General features: G+C 63.3%; 13 protein-coding genes and 1 other RNA gene. 8 read left to right on the top strand and 6 right to left on the bottom strand.

Annotation, left to right across the window (positions count from 1 at the left end; all coding sequences use genetic code 11):
* Positions 1-45: 45 nt before the first annotated feature.
* The 3 genes from FFS12_RS16475 to FFS12_RS16485 are packed head-to-tail and all read right to left on the bottom strand — an operon-like array spanning position 46 to position 2204.
* Positions 46-366 (bottom strand): RnfH family protein, encoded by a 321-nt coding sequence (locus FFS12_RS16475; RefSeq protein ID WP_137888360.1) that lies wholly within the window; start codon positions 364-366, stop codon positions 46-48.
* Positions 359-793, bottom strand: coding sequence for a type II toxin-antitoxin system RatA family toxin (locus tag FFS12_RS16480; protein ID WP_137888362.1), 435 nt, complete (start codon positions 791-793; stop codon positions 359-361). The genes FFS12_RS16475 and FFS12_RS16480 overlap by 8 nt, the downstream gene beginning before the upstream one ends.
* A gap of 7 nt (positions 794-800) precedes the next feature.
* Positions 801-2204 carry a sodium-dependent transporter gene (locus tag FFS12_RS16485; protein WP_137888364.1) on the bottom strand — a complete coding sequence of 468 codons (1404 nt, stop codon included), beginning with the start codon at positions 2202-2204 and terminating at the stop codon, positions 801-803.
* A 264-nt stretch (positions 2205-2468) separates the two neighbouring features.
* On the opposite strand from FFS12_RS16485, the gene smpB reads away from it, so the two are divergent.
* Positions 2469-2951 carry an SsrA-binding protein SmpB gene (gene smpB, locus FFS12_RS16490; protein ID WP_119956215.1) on the top strand — a complete coding sequence of 161 codons (483 nt, stop codon included), beginning with the start codon at positions 2469-2471 and terminating at the stop codon, positions 2949-2951.
* A 96-nt stretch (positions 2952-3047) separates the two neighbouring features.
* Here the strand turns inward: smpB and FFS12_RS16495 are convergent, their stop codons facing one another.
* Positions 3048-3815 carry an FCD domain-containing protein gene (locus FFS12_RS16495; protein ID WP_137888366.1) on the bottom strand — a complete coding sequence of 256 codons (768 nt, stop codon included), beginning with the start codon at positions 3813-3815 and terminating at the stop codon, positions 3048-3050.
* A gap of 320 nt (positions 3816-4135) precedes the next feature.
* On the opposite strand from FFS12_RS16495, the gene FFS12_RS16500 reads away from it, so the two are divergent.
* The 6 genes from FFS12_RS16500 to FFS12_RS16525 all read left to right on the top strand — a co-directional run bounded on the left by FFS12_RS16500 (position 4136) and on the right by FFS12_RS16525 (position 12304).
* A complete protein-coding gene (locus FFS12_RS16500; RefSeq protein ID WP_137888368.1) occupies positions 4136-5824 on the top strand; it encodes a lactate permease LctP family transporter in 1689 nt (562 codons plus the stop codon).
* Positions 5825-6067: 243 nt separating this feature from the next.
* Complete coding sequence (locus FFS12_RS16505) at positions 6068-6892, top strand: (Fe-S)-binding protein (protein ID WP_137888370.1); 825 nt, start codon at positions 6068-6070, stop codon at positions 6890-6892.
* Entirely contained in the window at positions 6889-8334 is a 1446-nt protein-coding gene (locus FFS12_RS16510; RefSeq protein WP_137888372.1) for a LutB/LldF family L-lactate oxidation iron-sulfur protein, read from the top strand. The genes FFS12_RS16505 and FFS12_RS16510 overlap by 4 nt, the downstream gene beginning before the upstream one ends.
* 97 nt (positions 8335-8431) lie before the next feature.
* On the top strand, positions 8432-9103 hold the full coding sequence (locus FFS12_RS16515) for a lactate utilization protein C (protein ID WP_137888374.1): 672 nt from the start codon (positions 8432-8434) through the stop codon (positions 9101-9103).
* Positions 9100-11910 carry an FAD-binding and (Fe-S)-binding domain-containing protein gene (locus FFS12_RS16520; RefSeq protein ID WP_137888376.1) on the top strand — a complete coding sequence of 937 codons (2811 nt, stop codon included), beginning with the start codon at positions 9100-9102 and terminating at the stop codon, positions 11908-11910. Before FFS12_RS16515 ends, FFS12_RS16520 begins: the two co-directional genes overlap by 4 nt.
* A gap of 148 nt (positions 11911-12058) precedes the next feature.
* Positions 12059-12304 carry a hypothetical protein gene (locus FFS12_RS16525; protein ID WP_137888378.1) on the top strand — a complete coding sequence of 82 codons (246 nt, stop codon included), beginning with the start codon at positions 12059-12061 and terminating at the stop codon, positions 12302-12304.
* Positions 12305-12321: 17 nt separating this feature from the next.
* Here the strand turns inward: FFS12_RS16525 and FFS12_RS16530 are convergent, their stop codons facing one another.
* On the bottom strand, positions 12322-15237 hold the full coding sequence (locus FFS12_RS16530) for an ATP-binding protein (protein ID WP_137888380.1): 2916 nt from the start codon (positions 15235-15237) through the stop codon (positions 12322-12324).
* Between the two features lie 149 nt (positions 15238-15386).
* On the opposite strand from FFS12_RS16530, the gene ssrA reads away from it, so the two are divergent.
* Positions 15387-15745: a transfer-messenger RNA gene (gene ssrA, locus FFS12_RS16535) on the top strand.
* Positions 15746-15876: 131 nt separating this feature from the next.
* Here the strand turns inward: ssrA and FFS12_RS16540 are convergent.
* Entirely contained in the window at positions 15877-19059 is a 3183-nt protein-coding gene (locus FFS12_RS16540) for a type I restriction endonuclease subunit R (RefSeq protein WP_137888382.1), read from the bottom strand.
* Positions 19060-19065 lie beyond the last annotated feature (6 nt).

A 19065-nucleotide genomic window follows, 5' to 3' on the forward strand; every position in this document is an offset into this window, starting at 1 on the left:
AAAAAGCCCGGAGATTCCGGGCTTTTTTCTGCGCGCAAAACGGCCTCAGGCGCCCTCTTGGCCCGCCTTGGCCTTGGCCGCCTTCGCCGCGCGCTGCTTGCGCACCTCTTTCGGGTCCGCAATCAGCGGCCGATAGATCTCCACCCGCTCACCCTCTTCCAGCACGCGCTCGTCCGGCTTGGCGACGGCCTTGCCGAAGATACCCAGCGGGCAGCTCGCCAGATCCAGCTCCGGGAAATGCATCGCCATCCCGGACTGCTCGGCGGCCTGCCGCAACGTGGTGCCGTAGGGCAGGTTCAGGCGCAGCAGTTTCTGCTGGTCCGCCAGGGCATAGACCACTTCCACCCTGATGCTTGGCTTATCCATGCAGCTGCTTGGCTCTTTGGCAGAAGGCATCGACCAAGGTATTGGCCGCCTGATTGAACAAGGGCCCGAGGGTCGCCCTCACCAGCGGCCCGGCGTAGTCGAAGGACAGATCCAGACTGATCTTGCAGGCTTTGTCCGTCAGGGCCTTGAATTCCCAGATGCCATGCAGATGGGTGAAGGGCCCCTCCTCCAGCTGCATTTCGATGCGCTGCCCGGGAATCAGCTGATTGCGGGTCATAAAGTGCTGGTGCAGGTGAGCCTTGCTCACCGACAGGCTGGCGCGCATATGGCTGTCGCTAACTTCCAGCACCTCGGTGGCCGAGCACCAGGGCAGAAACTCCGGATAGCGCGCCACATCATTGACCAGATCGTAGAGTGCCTGCGCCGGGTAGGGCAGCAGGGCCGAGCGTTGAATATGCGTGGTCATGCGGGGCTCACTTCCATAACTGCGCGGCAAACACGATGAGAATACCCAGCGGCGCGACATAGCGCATGAGCAAGAAGGTCAGGGCAAACAGTTTCGGACTGCGCATGGCCAACTCCTCGCGCACCGCCTCACGGCCCATCACCCAACCGGCGAAGATCACGAAGGTCAGCCCACCGAGCGGCAACATGATGCGCGAGGTAAAGAAGTCGATCACCCCGAAGAAGTCCAAACCGCCTGCCGCGCCCCACTGATAGAGCTGGAAGCTGTCGGCGCCAGTGACGAAGAACCTGGCCTCCTTCCAGATATTGAAGGAGAACACCGTGCCCAGACCGACAAACCAACAGATAAACGCCAGCCCAGTAGTGACCCAGACCCGGCTCACGCGAGTGCGCTCGACCAGGTAAGCCACCATCGGCTCCAGCAGGGAAATGGCCGAACTCCAGGCCGCCACCGCCACCAGCACGAAGAACACCATGCCCATCAACTGACCGAAGACCACGTTACCAAAGGCCAGCGGCAGGGTGACGAACATCAGCCCCGGCCCCTCTCCCGGATTCAAACCGGCGGCGAACACAATCGGGAACAGCGCCACACCGGCCAGCAGCGAGACGAAGGTATCCAGCAACGCCACGCCGACTATGGTGCCGGAGATCGAGGAATTCTTCGGCATATATGCGCCGTAGATCAGAATCGAACCGACCCCGACACTCAGCGAGAAGAACGCATGGCCCATGGCGGGCAGCAGGCCATCGAGCAGACGCGAGGTATCGAAATTGAACATGAAGTGCACGCCCTCCATGAAATGCCCGGTGGTCAGGCTGTAGCCGAGCAAGATCAGCAGCAGCAGGAATAACAGCGGCATCATGATCCGCAGGCTGTGCTCCAGGCCTGCGACCACCCCCCGAGCGATCACATAGGCCGACAGCAGCATAAAAATGCTGTGCCATAGCGTCAGCCGCCAGGGATCGCTAATCATCCGGGCGAAATACGCCCCGGCCTGCTCGGGTGCCACGCCTTGGAAATCGCCGCGGCCCATGTCGATGATGTAATCCAGCGACCAGCCACCCACCACGCTGTAGAACGACAGGATCAACAGCGCCGTGATCATCCCGGCAAACGCCGCCCACGACCACTTAGCCGAGTGACCGGCCTCGATCGCCAGATCGCGCAGGGCGTTCGCCGGGCTTTGCCGGGCCCGTCGACCGATCAAGGTTTCTGCCAACATCACCGGCAAACCGAGCAGCGCGATGCACAGCAGAAACACCAGGACAAAGGCTCCGCCGCCGTAGACGCCGGTCATATAGGGGAACTTCCAGATACTCCCCAAGCCCACCGCCGAGCCCGTAGCCGCCAGGATGAAGACCCAGCGACTAGCCCAGGAACCGTGGATCGAAACCTTGTCGCCCGCCATGTAGATACCCGTGGTGCCTGCAAAAGAGCGCGCATTCTCCGAGATTCATCCAGGCCCCTCAAGCCTTTGCGCCACCAGGGCTTGGCCGAGACGAGAGCGCCTGTGGGACTCGCCAGTTTTTTGCGTCGCGGGACGAACTGCGGCAACCACAAGCAGGCGACCCAGAACAACAAAAAACCCGCCTCGCCCGAGACCCTAGGTCAAAATTCTACAGACGCCTAAACTGTCGCCAGCCGGCCGACGACTCCCTATAATGCCGCGCCTATGGCTAAGCAAAAGAAACACCCTCAGGGCACCATTGCCCAAAACAAGAAAGCCCGGCACGACTACTTCATCGAGCACAAGTTCGAGGCGGGCATGGTCCTGGCCGGCTGGGAAGTGAAAAGCCTGCGGGCCGGCAAAGCGCAGTTGGTCGACAGCTACGTGCTGCTCAAGAATGACGAAGCCTGGCTGATCGGTTGCCACATTGCGCCACTGACCGCCGCCAGCACCCATGTCATCGCCGACCCCGTGCGCACGCGCAAATTGCTGCTCAACAAGCGCGAGCTGGAAAAGCTGACCACCTCCGTACAGCAGAAGGGTTACGCCTGCGTGGCCTTGTCGATGTACTGGAAGCAGCACTTGATCAAGTGCGAAATCGGCCTGGGCAAAGGCAAGAAGGAATACGACAAGCGCCATACCGAACGCGAGCGCGACTCCGATCGCGAACTGCAGCGCGCAGTTCGTAACAAGGGCAAAGACGAATAGCCAGCTGCCGAAGCGTCTCTGGCTCTCCGCCTACGCGGGGCTGACGGTGTGGGGCGCACTATCGGTCGTGCGCTCCGATAGTGCAGCAGCTACCTTCTAAAAACCCTGCCGCCGCTCCGCTCGCGCCACTCGCTGCGCCTCCTGCAAGCCCTCCGCCAGCACTTCCTGCACGTAATGGATGTGTCGATTGGATACTTCCCGCGCCGCCTCGGCACGCCCCTCGATGATCGCCCGATACAACTCGCCGTGCTGCTGCATCAGCATCTTGCGGGTCTCGCTGCGCAGCGCGTACATGCCGCCGATATTGGTCACCACGTTGCGCTTCAACAGGTCGAACAAGCCGCGAATGGTGTGCAGCAACACCGCGTTGTGGCTGGCCTCGGCGATCGCCAGGTGAAAGCGCGCATCGGCGGCGCCCTCTTCGGCACGACTGACCTTGCCCTCACGCGCATAACAGTCCTGCAGCGCCTCGAAGGCTTCGCGCAGACGCCGATGGTCCAGCTCGGTCGCCCGTTGGGCGGCGTAATAGGCACAGGAGCCTTCCAGCGTGTGGCGAAACTCCAGCAAATCACGCTGCGCCTCGGGGTTGCTCTCCAGCAAATGCAGCAGCGGATCACTGAAAGTCGACCCTAAGGACTCCGCGACATAGTTGCCGCCCCCCTGCCGGCTGATCAGCAAGCCCTTGGCCGCCAGCTTCTGAATCGCCTCACGCAATGAGGGTCGCGACACGCCGAACTGCTCGGCCAGCGCGCGCTCCGCAGGCAGGCGCTCGCCGGCCTTGAGCGTGCCTTCGAGAATCATCCCCTCGAGCTGCGCAACGATATCGTCCGACAAACGGCGCTGCTGTACCTGACCGAAGCCCATAACCCTCTCCACCCTGCCCGACCGGCGGCCGGGCTGTCTAAATCCGTGCATTGCCACCTGTTAGCCGCAGCCTAACCAGCCTCCGACAGCGCGACAAGAACAACCAAGCGCAACCAGCCTCGACCAAAGTCGCAGGCCGACAAATTGACAGACTCGCTGCAAGGCTTTTACCCTGAGCCGTCGAGATTGTAAATTGGTATTACCAATTAAGCCGACACGCGAGTTGCGGTCACTATTTTGCCTGGCTGGACGCCACAAGCGCCCGGCCCAAATGACCCGACATAAGGCACACCCAACAATAATCAGGGAGCCAACCCACGATGCAAGCCTGGCAACAGCTATACACCCCACTCGGCAGCCTTGGCCTGTCGGCACTGGCGGCCGTTATCCCCATCGCCTTTTTCTTCCTCGCCCTCGCGGTATTCCGCCTCAAGGGCCATGTCGCCGGCACCGTCACCCTGGCGCTGTCGATACTGGTCGCCATCTTCGCCTTCCAGATGCCGGCCGACATGGCGTTTGCCGCCGCCGGCTACGGCTTCGCCTATGGCCTGTGGCCGATCGCCTGGATCATTGTCGCGGCGGTATTTCTCTACAAGCTGACGGTGAAAAGCGGGCAGTTCGAGGTGATCCGCAGCTCGGTACTGTCGATCACCGACGACCAGCGCCTACAGGTCTTGCTGATCGGCTTCTCCTTCGGTGCCTTCCTCGAAGGCGCCGCCGGCTTCGGTGCGCCGGTGGCGATCACCGCGGCCCTGCTGGTCGGCCTGGGTTTCAACCCGCTGTACGCCGCCGGTCTGTGCCTGATCGCCAACACCGCGCCAGTGGCCTTCGGCGCCCTGGGCATTCCGATCATAGTCGCCGGCCAGGTCACCGGCATCGACGCGTTCAAGATCGGCGCCATGGCCGGCCGCCAACTGCCGCTGCTGTCGATCATAGTGCCGTTCTGGCTGGTGTTTATGATGGATGGTTTCAGAGGCATCAAGGAAACCTGGCCTGCCGCCCTGGTGGCCGGCGCCAGCTTTGCCATCACCCAGTACTTCACCTCCAACTACATCGGCCCGGAACTGCCGGACATCACCTCGGCGCTGGTCAGCCTGGTGTCGTTGACGCTGTTCCTCAAGGTCTGGCAACCGCAGCGCGCCACCGAGGCGCAAGTGCTCGGCGTCACGGCCGGCGGTGCCGCGCTAGTCGGCGGTTTCGGCGGGCCGCGCAGCAGCACGCCCTCGCCTTACAGCCTGGGCGAAATCCTCAAAGCCTGGTCGCCGTTCCTGATTCTCACCGTGCTGGTGACGATCTGGACCCTGAAGCCGTTCAAGGCCCTGTTCGCCACGGGCGGCGCGCTGGAAAGCTGGGTGTTCTACTTCGCCATTCCGCACCTGGATCAACTGGTGCTGAAAGTCGCGCCGATTGTCGCCAGCCCGACTCCGATGGCCGCCGTGTTCAAACTGGACCCGGTTTCCGCCACCGGTACGGCGATTTTCTTCTCGGCACTGATCTCGATGCTGGTTCTCGGCATCCACGCAAAAATTGGTCTGACCACCCTCAAGGAGACCCTGGTCGAGCTGCGCTGGCCGATTCTGTCGATTGGCATGGTGCTGGCCTTCGCCTTCGTCACCAACTTCTCCGGTATGTCGACCACCCTGGCCCTGGTTCTCGCCGGCACCGGTGCGGCCTTCCCGTTCTTCTCGCCGTTCCTCGGCTGGCTGGGAGTGTTTCTGACCGGTTCGGACACCTCCTCGAACGCACTGTTCGGCTCGCTGCAAGCGACCACGGCGCACCAGATCGGCGTCAACGACACCCTACTGGTGGCGGCCAACACCAGTGGCGGCGTGACCGGCAAGATGATCTCGCCGCAGTCGATCGCCGTGGCCTGCGCCGCCACCGGCCTGGTCGGCAAGGAATCGGACCTGTTTCGCTTCACCCTGAAGCACAGCCTGATGTTCGCCACCCTCGTCGGTCTGATCACCCTGGCGCAGGCCTATGTGTTCACCGGCATGCTGGTTCACTAATGAACCTCTGAAGCTAAGCCGTCAGCCCCGCCTCGGCAGAACTGCAGAAACGCCGAGGCATCCGGGCTCCCGCTTGCGCGGGAACGACGACTCACAACGCATCCAGAGATTCATGCAGTACAAGCACCACACTCGGCGCCGGGCTTGCCCGCTGCCAGCTATTCACCAACCGCCCTGCAAGGCTGCCGAAAGCTTCGGCAGCTAAGCTGGGCGGATAACCGGGCCAACCCGGAGAAACGCCTGATGAGCGAGCTGTTCCATAACGCCGTGCCCAACGCGACCCGCGTCGCGCCGCCGCAGCCAAAGCCGCGCCAATACCCCGCGCGCAAGCCCGCGCAGGTCTATCTGTTCGGCACCTGTGTCGTGGATGTGTTTTTTCCCGAAGCGGGGATGGCTGCCATTCACCTGCTGGAACGCGAAGGCATCCGGGTGCACTTCCCGCAGGGGCAGAGTTGCTGCGGGCAGCCGGCCTACACCTCGGGTTACACCGAGCAGGCACGGGAAGTCGCGCGCGCGCAGCTGGCCTTGTTCGCCGGCGATTGGCCGCTGGTGGTGCCGTCCGGCTCCTGCGCCGGGATGCTGCGCGAGCACTATGCCGAGCTGTTCAAGGACGAGCCGGCCACCCTCGAGCAGGTGCAGGCCCTGGCCGAGCGCACCTATGAGCTGGCCGAGTTTCTGTTGTGCGTGTGCAAGGTACGGCTGCAGGACCGCGGCGAGCCGGTCAAGGTGGCGCTGCACACCTCCTGCTCGGCCCGCCGCGAAATGAACACCCACCTGCACGGCCGCGCCCTGCTCGCGCAGTTGGCCCAGGTGGAGCGAGTGGAGCACGATCACGAGAGCGAGTGCTGCGGTTTTGGCGGCACCTTCTCGGTGCGCATGGCGGATATTTCCGGTGCCATGGTCGCGGACAAGACCCGCGCGCTGCAGGAATCCGGTGCACAGCAGGTGATCAGCGCCGACTGCGGCTGTTTGATGAACATCAACGGCGCATTGGAGAAACAACAGCAAGCGCTACGCGGGCATCATTTAGCGAGTTTCCTCTGGCAACGCACCGGAGGTGGGGAATGAGCAGTCAATCACTGATCCCCAGCGTGCAACTGCACGCAGACTTCAAGACCCGCGCCCACCAGGCGCTGGGCGACAGCCAACTGCGGAGCAACTTCCGCAGCGCCATGGATTCGCTGATGAGCAAGCGGGCGGCGGCCTTCGGCGATGCCGATGAACGCGAACGGCTGCGTGCCCTGGGCAACAGCATCCGTGCCCGCGCGCTATCCAAGTTGCCCGACCTGCTCGAGCGACTGGAACAGAACCTGGCCCGCAACGGTGTGAAGGTGCACTGGGCGGAAACCGTGGACGAGGCGAATGCCATCGTCCTCTCGATCATCCGTGCTCACGAGGCGCGGCAAGTGATCAAGGGCAAATCGATGGTCAGCGAAGAGATGGAGATGAACCATGTCCTCGCCGAACAGGGCATTGAATGCCTGGAGTCGGACATGGGCGAGTTCATCGTCCAGCTCGACCACGAGAAGCCTTCCCATATCATTATGCCGGCGATCCACAAGAATGCCGGCCAGGTCGCGTCCTTGTTCCACGACAAACTCGGCGTGGAGTACACCAAGGACGTCGACCAACTTATTCAGACCGGTCGCCGCGTGCTGCGGCAGAAGTTCTTCGAGGCCGATATCGGCGTCTCGGGCGTCAACTTCGCGGTGGCCGAAACCGGCTCCCTGCTGCTCGTCGAGAACGAGGGCAACGGCCGCATGTCGACCACGGTGCCGCCGGTGCATATCGCCGTGACCGGCATCGAAAAGGTCGTCGAGCACCTGCGCGACGTGGTGCCGCTGCTCTCGCTGCTGACCCGCTCGGCGCTGGGCCAGCCGATCACCACCTACGTCAACCTGATCTCCGGCCCACGCCAGGCCCACGAACTCGACGGCCCGCAGGAAGTGCATCTGCTATTGCTGGATAACGGCCGCAGCCAGGCCTTCGCCGACGGCGAGCTGCGTCAGACGCTCAATTGCATCCGCTGCGGCGCCTGCATGAACCATTGCCCGGTCTATACCCGCATCGGCGGCCACGCCTACGGCGAGGTCTACCCCGGGCCGATCGGCAAGATCATCACCCCGCATCTGGTCGGCCTGGCGAAGGTTCCGGATCACCCCAGCGCCTCGTCGCTGTGCGGCGCCTGCGGCGAAGTCTGCCCGGTGAAGATTCCGATCCCGGCCCTGCTGCGACGTTTGCGCGAAGAGAACGTCAAGCCCCCGAACGCTCCGCACCCAGTCATGCGTGGCCAAGGCAGCAAGTATTCGCGTACGGAGCGCTGGCTGTGGAATGCCTGGCGCCACCTCAACCGCTCGCCGCGGCTGTATCGCGGCTTCCTGTTCCTCGCCACGCGTCTGCGCGGCCTGACACCGAGCAAGCTCGGCCCCTGGACGCAAAACCACAGCGCCCCGAAACCCGCCGTCCGCTCGCTGCACGAACTGGCCCGCGAACATCTGGGGGATGAGTGATGGTCATAGCCTCACGTAGGAGCGGGCCATGCCCGCGATCCGAACCCCGCGCAGAAACAATCGCGAGCAGAGCTCGCTCCTACATGGGGGTTAGGCCATGAGCGCCAAGCAGAACATCCTCGCCAAGCTGCGCAGCAGCCTGAGCGGCACCACGCCGCTGGCCGATGACTTCGACGAAACCCTGCTGACCCAGCCCTGGCGCTATCCGCCGGCGCAGCGCATCGCCCGCCTGCGCGAGTTGATGGAGGCCGTGCATACGGAAATCCACCTGACCGGTAGCGCCGCGTGGCCGGCGCTGCTGCAGCGCCTGCTGGTGGAGCGCGGCCTGCCCAGCCTGCTGATCGCGCCGAATACCGAGCACGGCCAGCAACTCCAGGCGCACTGGAAGACGAGCGCCTGCACCATCACCCTCAAGGCCTACGACCGGCCCATCGAGGAGTGGAAAGCCGAGCTGTTCGACGAGACTCCGGCCAGCCTCACCGGCACCCTCGGCGCCATCGCCGCCACCGGCAGCCTGATCCTCTGGCCAAGCCGTGAAGAGCCACGCCTGATGAGCCTGGTGCCACCGCTGCATTTCGCCCTGCTCAAGGCCAGCGAGGTCTATGACAACCTCTATGAGGTGCTGCACCAGCAGCAGTGGGCCGCCGGCATGCCGACCAACGCGCTGCTGATTTCCGGCCCGTCGAAGACCGCCGACATCGAGCAGGTGCTGGCCTATGGCGCCCACGGCCCGAAAGACCTGGTGGTGCTGATCCTGGAGGACGCATGAGCCTGCCGGCCGCCTTTCTGCGTGACGCGCAACGCCTGATCCCGCCTGAGCGGCGCTTCGATGACCCGCTGTCGACCCTGGCCTTCGGCACCGATGCGAGCTTCTATCGGCTGATTCCCAAGCTGGTGCTGCGCGTCGAATCCGAAGCGGAAGTCATCGCCCTGCTCAAGCTGGCCCACGCCGAACGGGTGCCGGTGACCTTCCGCGCCGCCGGCACCAGCCTCTCCGGCCAGGCCATCAGCGACTCGGTGTTGATCGTCCTCGGCGATAACTGGAATGGCCGCGATATCCGCCATGGCGGCCGTCAGATCCGCCTGCAACCCGGCGTGCTCGGCGCCCAGGCCAACGCCTGGCTGGCGCCGTTCGGACGCAAGATCGGCCCCGACCCGGCCTCGATCAACGCCTGCAAGATCGGCGGCATAGTCGCCAACAATGCCAGCGGCATGTGCTGCGGCACCGCGCAGAACAGCTACCACACCCTGGCCGGCATGCGCCTGGTGCTGGCCAACGGCAGCGCCGTGGATAGCGAAGACGCCGCCAGCGTCGCCGCCTTTCGCGCCAGCCATGCGCACCTGCTCGAACAGCTCGGCGAACTCGGCCGGCAGACCCGCGCCAACCCCGAGCTGGCCGCGAAGATCCGGCACAAATACCGACTGAAGAACACCACCGGCCTGTCGCTGAATGCCCTGGTCGACTACGACGAGCCGCTGGAGATCCTCACCCACCTACTGGTCGGCTCCGAAGGCACCCTCGGGTTTATCAGCGCGGTGACCTACGACACCGTGCTCGAGCACCCGCACAAGGCCTCGGCGCTGATCGTCTTCGCCGATGTGGAGACCTGCTGCACCGCCGTCACCGCGCTGAAAAGCCAACCGGTCTCCGCCGTCGAACTGCTGGATCGCCGCAGCCTGCGTTCGGTGCAGGACAAACCGGGGATGCCGGCTTTCGTCCGTGAGCTGTCGGCGAATGCCTGCGCGCTGCTGATCGAATCGCGCGCTGCTTCGCAGTCGCTGCTGGATGAACAGCTGGCGCAGATCATGGCGGCCCTCGCGCCCTTCCCAGTCGAGCAACGGGTCGACTTCAGCACCGACCCGGTGGTCTACAACCAGCTCTGGGCGATCCGCAAGGACACCTTCCCGGCCGTCGGCGCGGTGCGCCAGACCGGCACCAGCGTGATCATCGAGGACGTGACCTTTCCGATCGAACACCTGGCCGCCGGCGTCAACCGCCTGCTCGCGCTGTTCGAGAAGCACCGCTATGACGAGGCGATCCTGTTCGGCCACGCGCTGGAGGGCAACCTGCACTTCGTCTTCACCCAGGCGTTCGAAACACCCGAGCAAGTCGCCCGCTACTCGGCGTTCATGGACGAGGTCGCCCAGTTGGTGGCGGTGGAGTTCGGCGGTTCGCTGAAGGCCGAGCACGGCACCGGCCGCAACATGGCGCCCTTCGTCGAACTCGAATGGGGCCACGACGCCTATCAGTTGATGTGGCAGCTGAAACGCCTGCTCGACCCGCGCGGCATCCTCAACCCGGACGTGGTGCTGAGTGAGGATACCGAGATCCATCTGAAGCACCTGAAACCGCTGCCGGCCGCCGACGAAATCGTCGACAAGTGCATCGAGTGCGGCTTCTGCGAACCGGTCTGCCCGTCCAAGGAGCTGACGCTCAGCCCGCGCCAGCGCATCGTCATCTGGCGTGAGATTCAGGCTAAGCAACGCGCCGGCGAAAACACCGCCGAACTGGAGCAGGCTTACCAGTACCAGGGCCTCGACACGTGCGCGGCCACCGGCCTCTGCGCCCAGCGCTGCCCGGTCGGGATCAATACCGGCGAGTTGGTGCGCAAGCTGCGCGCCCGCACGGCGACCCATCAGGGCAGCGCCAACTGGCTGGCCGCGCACTTCGCCACGGCCCTGAAAGGCGCACGTTTCACCCTCTTGGCCGCCAATGGCGTACGCAAAGTGCTCGGTGCCCCTCTGCTGGAGAAAACCTCCGCGAGCCTGCACAAGGCCTCCGGCAACCGCCTGCCGCAGTGGACACCGGCCATGCCCCAGGCAGCGCAGCCGATCCGCCTCACCCCGCCGACTGCCGATCAACGCCCACGGGTCGTGTATCTGGCCGCCTGCGTCTCCCGCGCCATGGGCCCGTCGTTCAGCGACAGCGAACAAATGCCGCTGCTCGACAAGACCCGTATGCTGCTGGAGAAAGCCGGCTATCAGGTGGTCTTCCCGGACAATCCGGACAGCCTCTGCTGCGGCCAGCCGTTCGCCTCCAAGGGCTATGCGGCGCAAGCCGAGGGCAAGCGCCGGGAGCTGATCGACGCCCTGCTCAAGGCCAGCCGGGGTGGCCTCGATCCGATCTACTGCGACACCAGCCCGTGCGCCCTGCGCCTACTGCAGGACGGGCTGGATGAGCGGCTGAACCTGCACGACCCGGTGAAATTCATCCGTGAGCACCTGCTCGAGCGCCTGGAGTTCCAGCCGCAGGACAAGCCGGTGGCGGTGCATGTCACCTGCAGCACCCAACAGCTGGGCGAAGCCCAGGGGCTGATCGACATCGTCCGCCGCTGCACCAGCCAAGTGGTGATCCCCGAGGGCATCCACTGCTGCGGGTTCGCCGGCGACAAGGGCTTCACCACCCCGGAACTCAACGCCCACTCGCTGCGCACCTTGAAAGACGCGGTGCAGACCTGCACGGAGGGTATTTCCACCAGCCGCACCTGCGAAATCGGCCTGAGCCAGCATGGCGGCATCGACTATCACGGCTTGGTTTATCTGCTCGATCGGGTCACCACGGCCAAGGCCGTCTGAAGCTGCAGCGCACACTGCCGCGTTCACAGCACAAACCTCAGTCCCGCCCCGTGCGGGGCTTTTTTATCGGGAGAAAATGACCGGCGGCCATGGTCGCGGTGGATGACTTCCTATACTGGGAACGTCAGCCCAATCTCGGAGACCCGCCATGCGTCGCCTCGCTCTATTCCTAGCCGCCACCCTGCTCAGCACCCCGCTCTGGGCCATGCATTGCCCACAAGACATGGCCCAGATCGATGCCTTCCTCAAGAGCGCCCCACCCGCCGACCCGGAGGTACTGGCCCAGGTGCAGAAGCTGCGCGCCGAAGGCGAAGCGCTACACAAGGCCGGCGACCACAGCCAGTCGGTGAAGGTGCTCGGCGAAGCCTTGGACTTGCTGCAGGCCAGCGAGTAACCCGCCAGGCGCTGCCCCTACAGCGCCTGAGCGAGCAACGACAAGGCCAGCCGGCGCACCTGCTGCAGGTCGACCGGCTTAGCCAGACAGGCTTGGGCGCCACGTTTGCGCGCTTCGGCAAAGATCGCTTCATCGGCCGCGGCGCTGACCACCAGTACCGGTACAACGCGTAACCGTGGGGTGCGCCGAAGCATGTCGAGCACCGCCAAGCCGTCGCCATCCGGCAGGTCGAGGTCGAGCAGCAGCAACGCCGGGGTGAAACTTTCCAGCTCCGCCAGGGCGCGTTGCAGCGAGGCGGCGCCGCGCACCTCGGCGAACTCGCGCAAGCCTTCCTGCAACACCTTCAGACACGCCGGGTGATCCTCGACACAGAGCACCGCGGCCAGCGTTTTCGGCTCGGGCTGACTATCCGGCCGCGGCTCGGTTGCCGTAGTCTCGGGCGGCGCGGCACTCGGCAGGTCGATCCAGAAGCGGCTGCCCATGCCGGGTGCACTGCGAAAACCAATCTCGCCACCCATCAGCTCCGCCAGTTCGCGGCTCAACACCAGACCGATGCCGGCACCGGGGGTATTCGAATTCTCCCAGCCCAAGCGCTGGAATGGCTGGAACAGCTGGGCCTGCTGCTGCTCGCTGAGCCCCGGGCCACTGTCATCGACCCACAACCGCACGCAGTTCGAACGCACCTCATACCCCAGGCTGACCAGGCCTTGCGGGCTGTTGTACTTGATCGCGTTGGACAGCAGGTTGAGCAGCACCTGGCGCAGCCGACGAATATCCGCCAACACATACAGCGCTGGCTCGGCCGCCGCCATGACCTGCAACTGCTGTCGGCGTAGCTGCGCCTCCGGCTGCACCAGCTCGGCACAACCGGCGAGCAGCGCACCGACCTCGACCGCGTTGAGCTGCAGCTGCTGGCGCCGGCTCTCGATACTGGAAAGGTCGAGGATGTCATCCACCAACGAGGTGAGGTGGCGGCTGGCATTGACGATTTCCCGCGCATAATCGGCCTGCTGCTCTGCGCCGGGTTGCTCCTGCGCGTCCAGTTCGATCAGTTGGGCGAAGCCATAGATCGCATTCAACGGCGTGCGCAGCTCATGGCTCATGCTGGAGAGAAAACGGCTCTTGGCCTGGCTCGCCGCTTGCGCTTCCAGGCTGGCGCGGCGCAAATCCTCCTGCACCAGCTTCAGGCCGGTGATATCGACATGGGTGCCGGCCACCCGCAGTGCCAGCCCGTGCGCATCGCGCTCCAGCACCTTGCCACGGCTGAGCAGCCAGGCGTACTGGCCCTGCGCATCGGCGAAGCGGTACTCCGCATCGAAATGCTCTCCACCGCTGACGGCAAAGAACTTGCGCAGGCGCCGCACCCGATCGAGATCATCGGGATGCACCCGCTGGTTAAACTCGCTGAACGTCAGACTCTCGCCGCTGAGGCCGAAACGCTTAACCGCACGCCCGCTGATCTTGATCATCGAGCTCTCGGCCTCGACCTCCCAGAGGCTTTCCGTGGTGCTTTCCAGCACCAACTCAAGGTTGCGCTGGGCCTGGAACCGCTCGCTCTCGCTGGCCTGCAACTGGGCACCGGTTTGCTGTACCGCCGTCGCCATACTGACCAACTCATCGATCTGAGTCGTGGGCGCGCTGGGCTGGTAATCGCCCTGACCGAGACGGCGCATCATCGCCACCACCCCCGCCATTGGTTGTGCCAGCTCGGCGCTCAGACGCCGTGAACGGCGCCACATCCAAGCGAAAAACAACAGGTAGAAGAACAGCAGCCCGCCGATCAGCAGATAGCCGATCTGCCGGTAGCGCTCGGCCAGGTTGTTGGTCTCGCGAAAGATATTCGCCTCATCCACCACCAACAGCAGGCGCCAGCCGGTTTGCGGAATCTCGCTCCAGGCCACCAGTTGCTTGCGCCCGCCCAGCAGCACCTCCTGCACGCTGCCCGGACTCGCCGCCATCGCCTGCAGCAGCGGCTGCAGGTCGCGGCGCTTGCTCAGGTTGAAGTCATCCGGCTTGAGTACCTCGCGGCGTACCGCCTCCTCGTAGCTGTACTGGGTCAATTCGTTCAGACCGAAGTCGTGCTCGCCAGCCTCAGGCAAGGCGATGACCCCGTGGTCGCGACTGACCAGCATGGCGTAACCCTGCCAAGGCACCTGCAGATTGCCGATCTCGGCCAGCATCTGCCCGACGGTGATATCCACCCCGACCACCCCCTCGAGGAAGCTCTCCCGATAGATCGGCGCCACTGCGGACATCATCCAGCCCTGCCCGGCCGGATCGAGGTACACATCCGTCCAGGCGACCTTGCGCGCAGGGTTGTGCTGGGCGTCGGCCAGGTAATAGAAGTTGTAATCGGGTATCACCATGTCATGGGGATACTGCTCGGGGGTCATGAAGAAGGGGTAGATGCGGTTGTAGCTGTCCCAACTGTTGAAATAGAGCGCCGAGACCAAGGGGTTAGCGCTGCTGATCCAACGCATCAGGGGGTCGACCTGCGACAGCCGCAGGGCCTTGGCGTGATCCTGCTGCGCCAGCGGCGTGCTGTTGGCATAGAAAGACGCCGCCCGCCCATCATCGCTACGGCTGTAGAACACCCCATCGGCGCTTACCGCATGCCGCGCCCGCTCCAGCGCATCCGGCTGGTAGGCCACATCGCTCAGGGCCCGAGCAGTCGCCGCCCGATAGATCTGCAGCTGCGCCTCGATGCCCTGTAGGCGGCTGTCGATGACCTGCCCCTCGCGCTGCACCGCCCCCGCCAGATCCTGCACGGCGCTCTGCCGCAGATAGTCCAACTGCGAATCGCGGATGGCGGTGTTGCTCAGCAGGTACACCGTAATCAACACCGTCTCCACCAAAATCAGCGGGATCAGCGCGCTTTGCACGAAGGCGCGCCAGATCCACTGGCGCAAGGGATAACTCGACGGACGCGACATAGCGATGGCTCTTAGAGGGTTGCGACGATAACCGACAAAATCGCCATGATATCGCCAGTTGGCCAGCATAACCTTAGCCAACGGCGAGTCGACGCGTGGGAACCTTTGCCGTACACTGGGCGTGCCAACTGTGTCACCACAGTGGTTTTGGGGCCGATTAGGATTCGACGCCGGTAACAAAACTCGAGGGGCATGCCGAGCTGGTAGCAGAACTCGTTAATTAGCTGCTGCAAACTTATAGTTGCCAACGACGACAACTACGCTCTAGCCGCCTAAGTGCCGCTAGCTGTCCATAGGGGATGCCTGTAAACCCGAAGATTCTGGACAGTCATATAGAACAGGATCGCCGCCAAGCTCGCTGCAGGTGTAACGGCTAAAACTTATGCAGCTCGCTCAAAGCACCCTGCCACTCGGGTCGCGATGAGTTAACTCAATAGAGATGGCTACGCATGTAGAACCGACAGCGGAGAACTGGCGGACGGGGGTTCAAATCCCCCCGGCTCCACCAAAAAAGCGTTAAAAATAAGGCACTTAGCGAATAGCTACAGTGCCTTTTTTGTGCCTTTTAGGGCTGTTTTGGCTGGGTTATGCCAGCTTAATGACAGCTTTTGCCTCGACTAGGCCGGTCGCCCCCCCCCTCTACGCCCGTGCCTCCGTTGCCAATGCCCCACCGGAATCCTTCTTCAACAACTCGTACACCACCGTCAGAAACACATCCCGCGTCGCTTCGTCGCTCAGCAGCTTGGTCGCCATGCTGGTGTGACTGCTCATGGCACCGGCAATGGCCTGAATCGCTTTGCTCGGCAGGTCGGCTTTCATGGCTTGGTCCATGGTGTTGTTCTGCACCTGAGCCATAACCACGGTATCGCTGCGCAGTTTCTCGGAAACGTGCACGGCAAAGGCCACTTGGTCCGTATCAGTGATGTCCTTACCGAAGGCGTTGTTGAGCTTTTCAATCAGGTCGGTGAGGTATTTCTTTTCACGATCACGCGCATCACGCAGGCCGTTGTCGGTGATGCCATACAGCGCGGGGGTTTCACCAACAGCTGAAAGACCGGTCAGGCCATCACCTTTCTTGATTTTGTAATGACTCAATTTGAGATCGCCCAGGTCGACCTGTTCGGCGCTGATGCCCTTCAGGCGCTTACGCAGCAGACGTGCGTAGCTGGCAAATGCTTCCAGTGCCGGGTCGCCGAACTCGACCAATTGGGCGATGTACTCATAGGTGCGCACGAACTTGGTCAGGCTCTCACTGAAGATCATTAACTCATCGCGAGCCTTGCAATACTCCGCCCGTTGCACATCTGCATAGTCCTTGCCTTTCTCATCGCCACTATCGTTTGCGACTTCCCAGGCTTTCTCCCACTGGTCAATGGCGTCGTTGAGCGTTTTCAGCTTGCCGTTGAAGCGGTCTGTGGCCGACTGGGTGAGGGAGTAGAGCTTCTGGTGGGTCACATTGCGATCCACGATGGCTTCGCCGAAGGCCTCCACCTCTGCGGCCTCGTAGATGAACATGCCGTCCAGGCGCTGCTTGATGTCGTAGACGATGTTCGGGTCCTGGATATCGGCAACCTGGGCATCGCGATAGAAGGTCTTGAATGCCGCCAAGATCTCCTCGGCCTCGTTGGCAAAGTCGATGACGTAGGTCTTGTCCTTGCCGGGGAAGGTCCGATTCAGACGCGACAGGGTCTGCACGGCCTCCACACCGGAGATTTTCTTGTCCAAATACATAGCCACCAGCTTGGGCTGGTCGAAGCCGGTCTGGTACTTGTTGGCAACGATCATCACCCGGTAGTTCGGCGTGTCGAACACCTTGCGCATGTCGCGGCCATGCAGTCCGGGGTTCAGGTTGGTCTCGCTGAACTGGTGATCGGTGGGCAGACTGCCTTCCTGCACATCGGAGTTAGGCACCTCGCCGGAGAACGCCACCATTGCCTGCACATTGTCGTAACCCTTGCGCTGGCAGTAGTCCAGCAGCGCTAGGTGATACTTCACGGCAGCGGCGCGTGAACCGGTCACCAGCATGGCCTTGGCCTGGCCTCCGAGAAGATGGGCCACGTTCTTGCGAAAGTGCTCCACGATCAGCTCGACCTTCTGCCCCACGTTCACCGGGTTGAGCGACAGCCACTTGGCCAGCACGCGCTTGGCGCTCTTTTCGTCCACACGCTTGTCATCGACGAACTCGCTTCCGATTCTGAGGGCCACGCTGTAGCTGGTGTAGTTCTTCAGCACATCGAGAATGAAGCTCTCCTCGATGGCCTGCTGCATGGTGTACAGGTGGAACGGTGCCGGCGGGTTGTCCTGGCTGACCGGCAGCGCCGGACTGCGCGGACGACCGAACAGGCTCAGGGTCGAGTGCTTCGGCGTGGCGGTGAACGCAAAGTAGCTGGCATTGCCTGGCCGGCTGCGTGAGGACTGCCAAACCGACAAGCGCTCTTCCTTGCTCAGTTTGTCCCACTCGTCCTCGCTTTGCCCGGTCAGCACATAGCGCAGATCATCGGCGGTGCTACCGCCAGTGGAGCTGTGCGCCTCGTCGATGATGATGGCGAATCGGCGGTCGCGCAGGCTGGTCTCGCCGAGAATGGCCTTCTGCGCATAGGGGAAGGTCTGCAACGTACAAACGATGATCGGCACACCGTCGAGCATCGCCTTGGCCAACTGCTGGCTCTTTGGCAGGCTGGATTGCTGGCGGTCGATGGCGCAAACCACGCCGGCCTGGTGCTCGATCTGCTGAATGGCATCCTGCAACTGTTGATCCAGCACCTGGCGGTCGGTGACCACGATCACGCTGTGGAAATACGGCTCACCGTCCGGGCGGCGCACGCGGATCAGCGAATGTGCCGTCCAGGCGATGGTGTTGGTCTTGCCCGAACCGGCGCTGTGTTGGATCAGGTACGGCTGCCCTGCCCCCTCCTCACGGACCTTATCAATCATTTTGGTCACACCCTCCCACTGGTGGAAGCGCGGGAAGATCAGGCCCTCCTTGTAGAAGGTCTTGCCGTCCAGACCCTGAGCCTCCTTGCGCTCTTGCAGCACAAAGCGGTGGAAGATGTGCAGCCAGTTGTCCTTCTGTAGCACCCGCTCCCAGAGGTAACTCACTGGGTAGCTGCCGTTTTCTCCGGGCGGGTTGCCCGCAGCGCCATCGTTGCCCCGGTTGAACGGCAGGAAGAAGGTCGAATCGCCCGCCAGCTTGGTGGTCATGCGGATGTCGCTGTCGCTCATGGCGAAGTGCACCACCGCGCCCCGGCGGAAGCTCAGCAGCGGCTCCATCCCACCGCTCTTACGCTGCGGCGGCCGATCCATACGGTATTGCTGCATGGCCGCTTGTACCGACTGGGTGAAGTCGGTTTTCAGCTCCACCGTAGCCACGGGAATGCCGTTGATAAAGAAGGCCAGGTCGATCTCGTCGGTCTTGTCCAGCGAGTAGCGCAGCTGCGGCACCACGCGCAGACGGTTGGCCTGATAGCGCCGGATCACCGTCTCGTTGCGCTCGTCCTCCGGCAGGCCCTGGCTCATGGCCAGCGTGCCGCCACCGGCCACGGCAAAACCGTAGCGCAGTACATTCACCGTGCCGCCCTCGGCCTTGTTCTCCAGTTGCTTGACCAGGCGATCTAGCACCACGGCCTCGGTTCCGGCGCCATTCATGGCGCGCAGCTTGGCCATGGCCTGCGGCTGGCTATCCTCCAACCAGCCGAGCACATCCTCCGGGAACAGCGCCCGCGCCGCGTCGTAATCGGCGGACTTGCCCACCAGCCAGCCCGCCGCCGCCAGCTGCTCGACGATATGGCGTTCCAGTTCGCATTCGTGGTGGATGTGGCTCATGGGCGA

This window comes from Pseudomonas sp. 2FE (assembly GCF_005503735.1).
Classification (GTDB): Bacteria; Pseudomonadota; Gammaproteobacteria; order Pseudomonadales; family Pseudomonadaceae; genus Aquipseudomonas.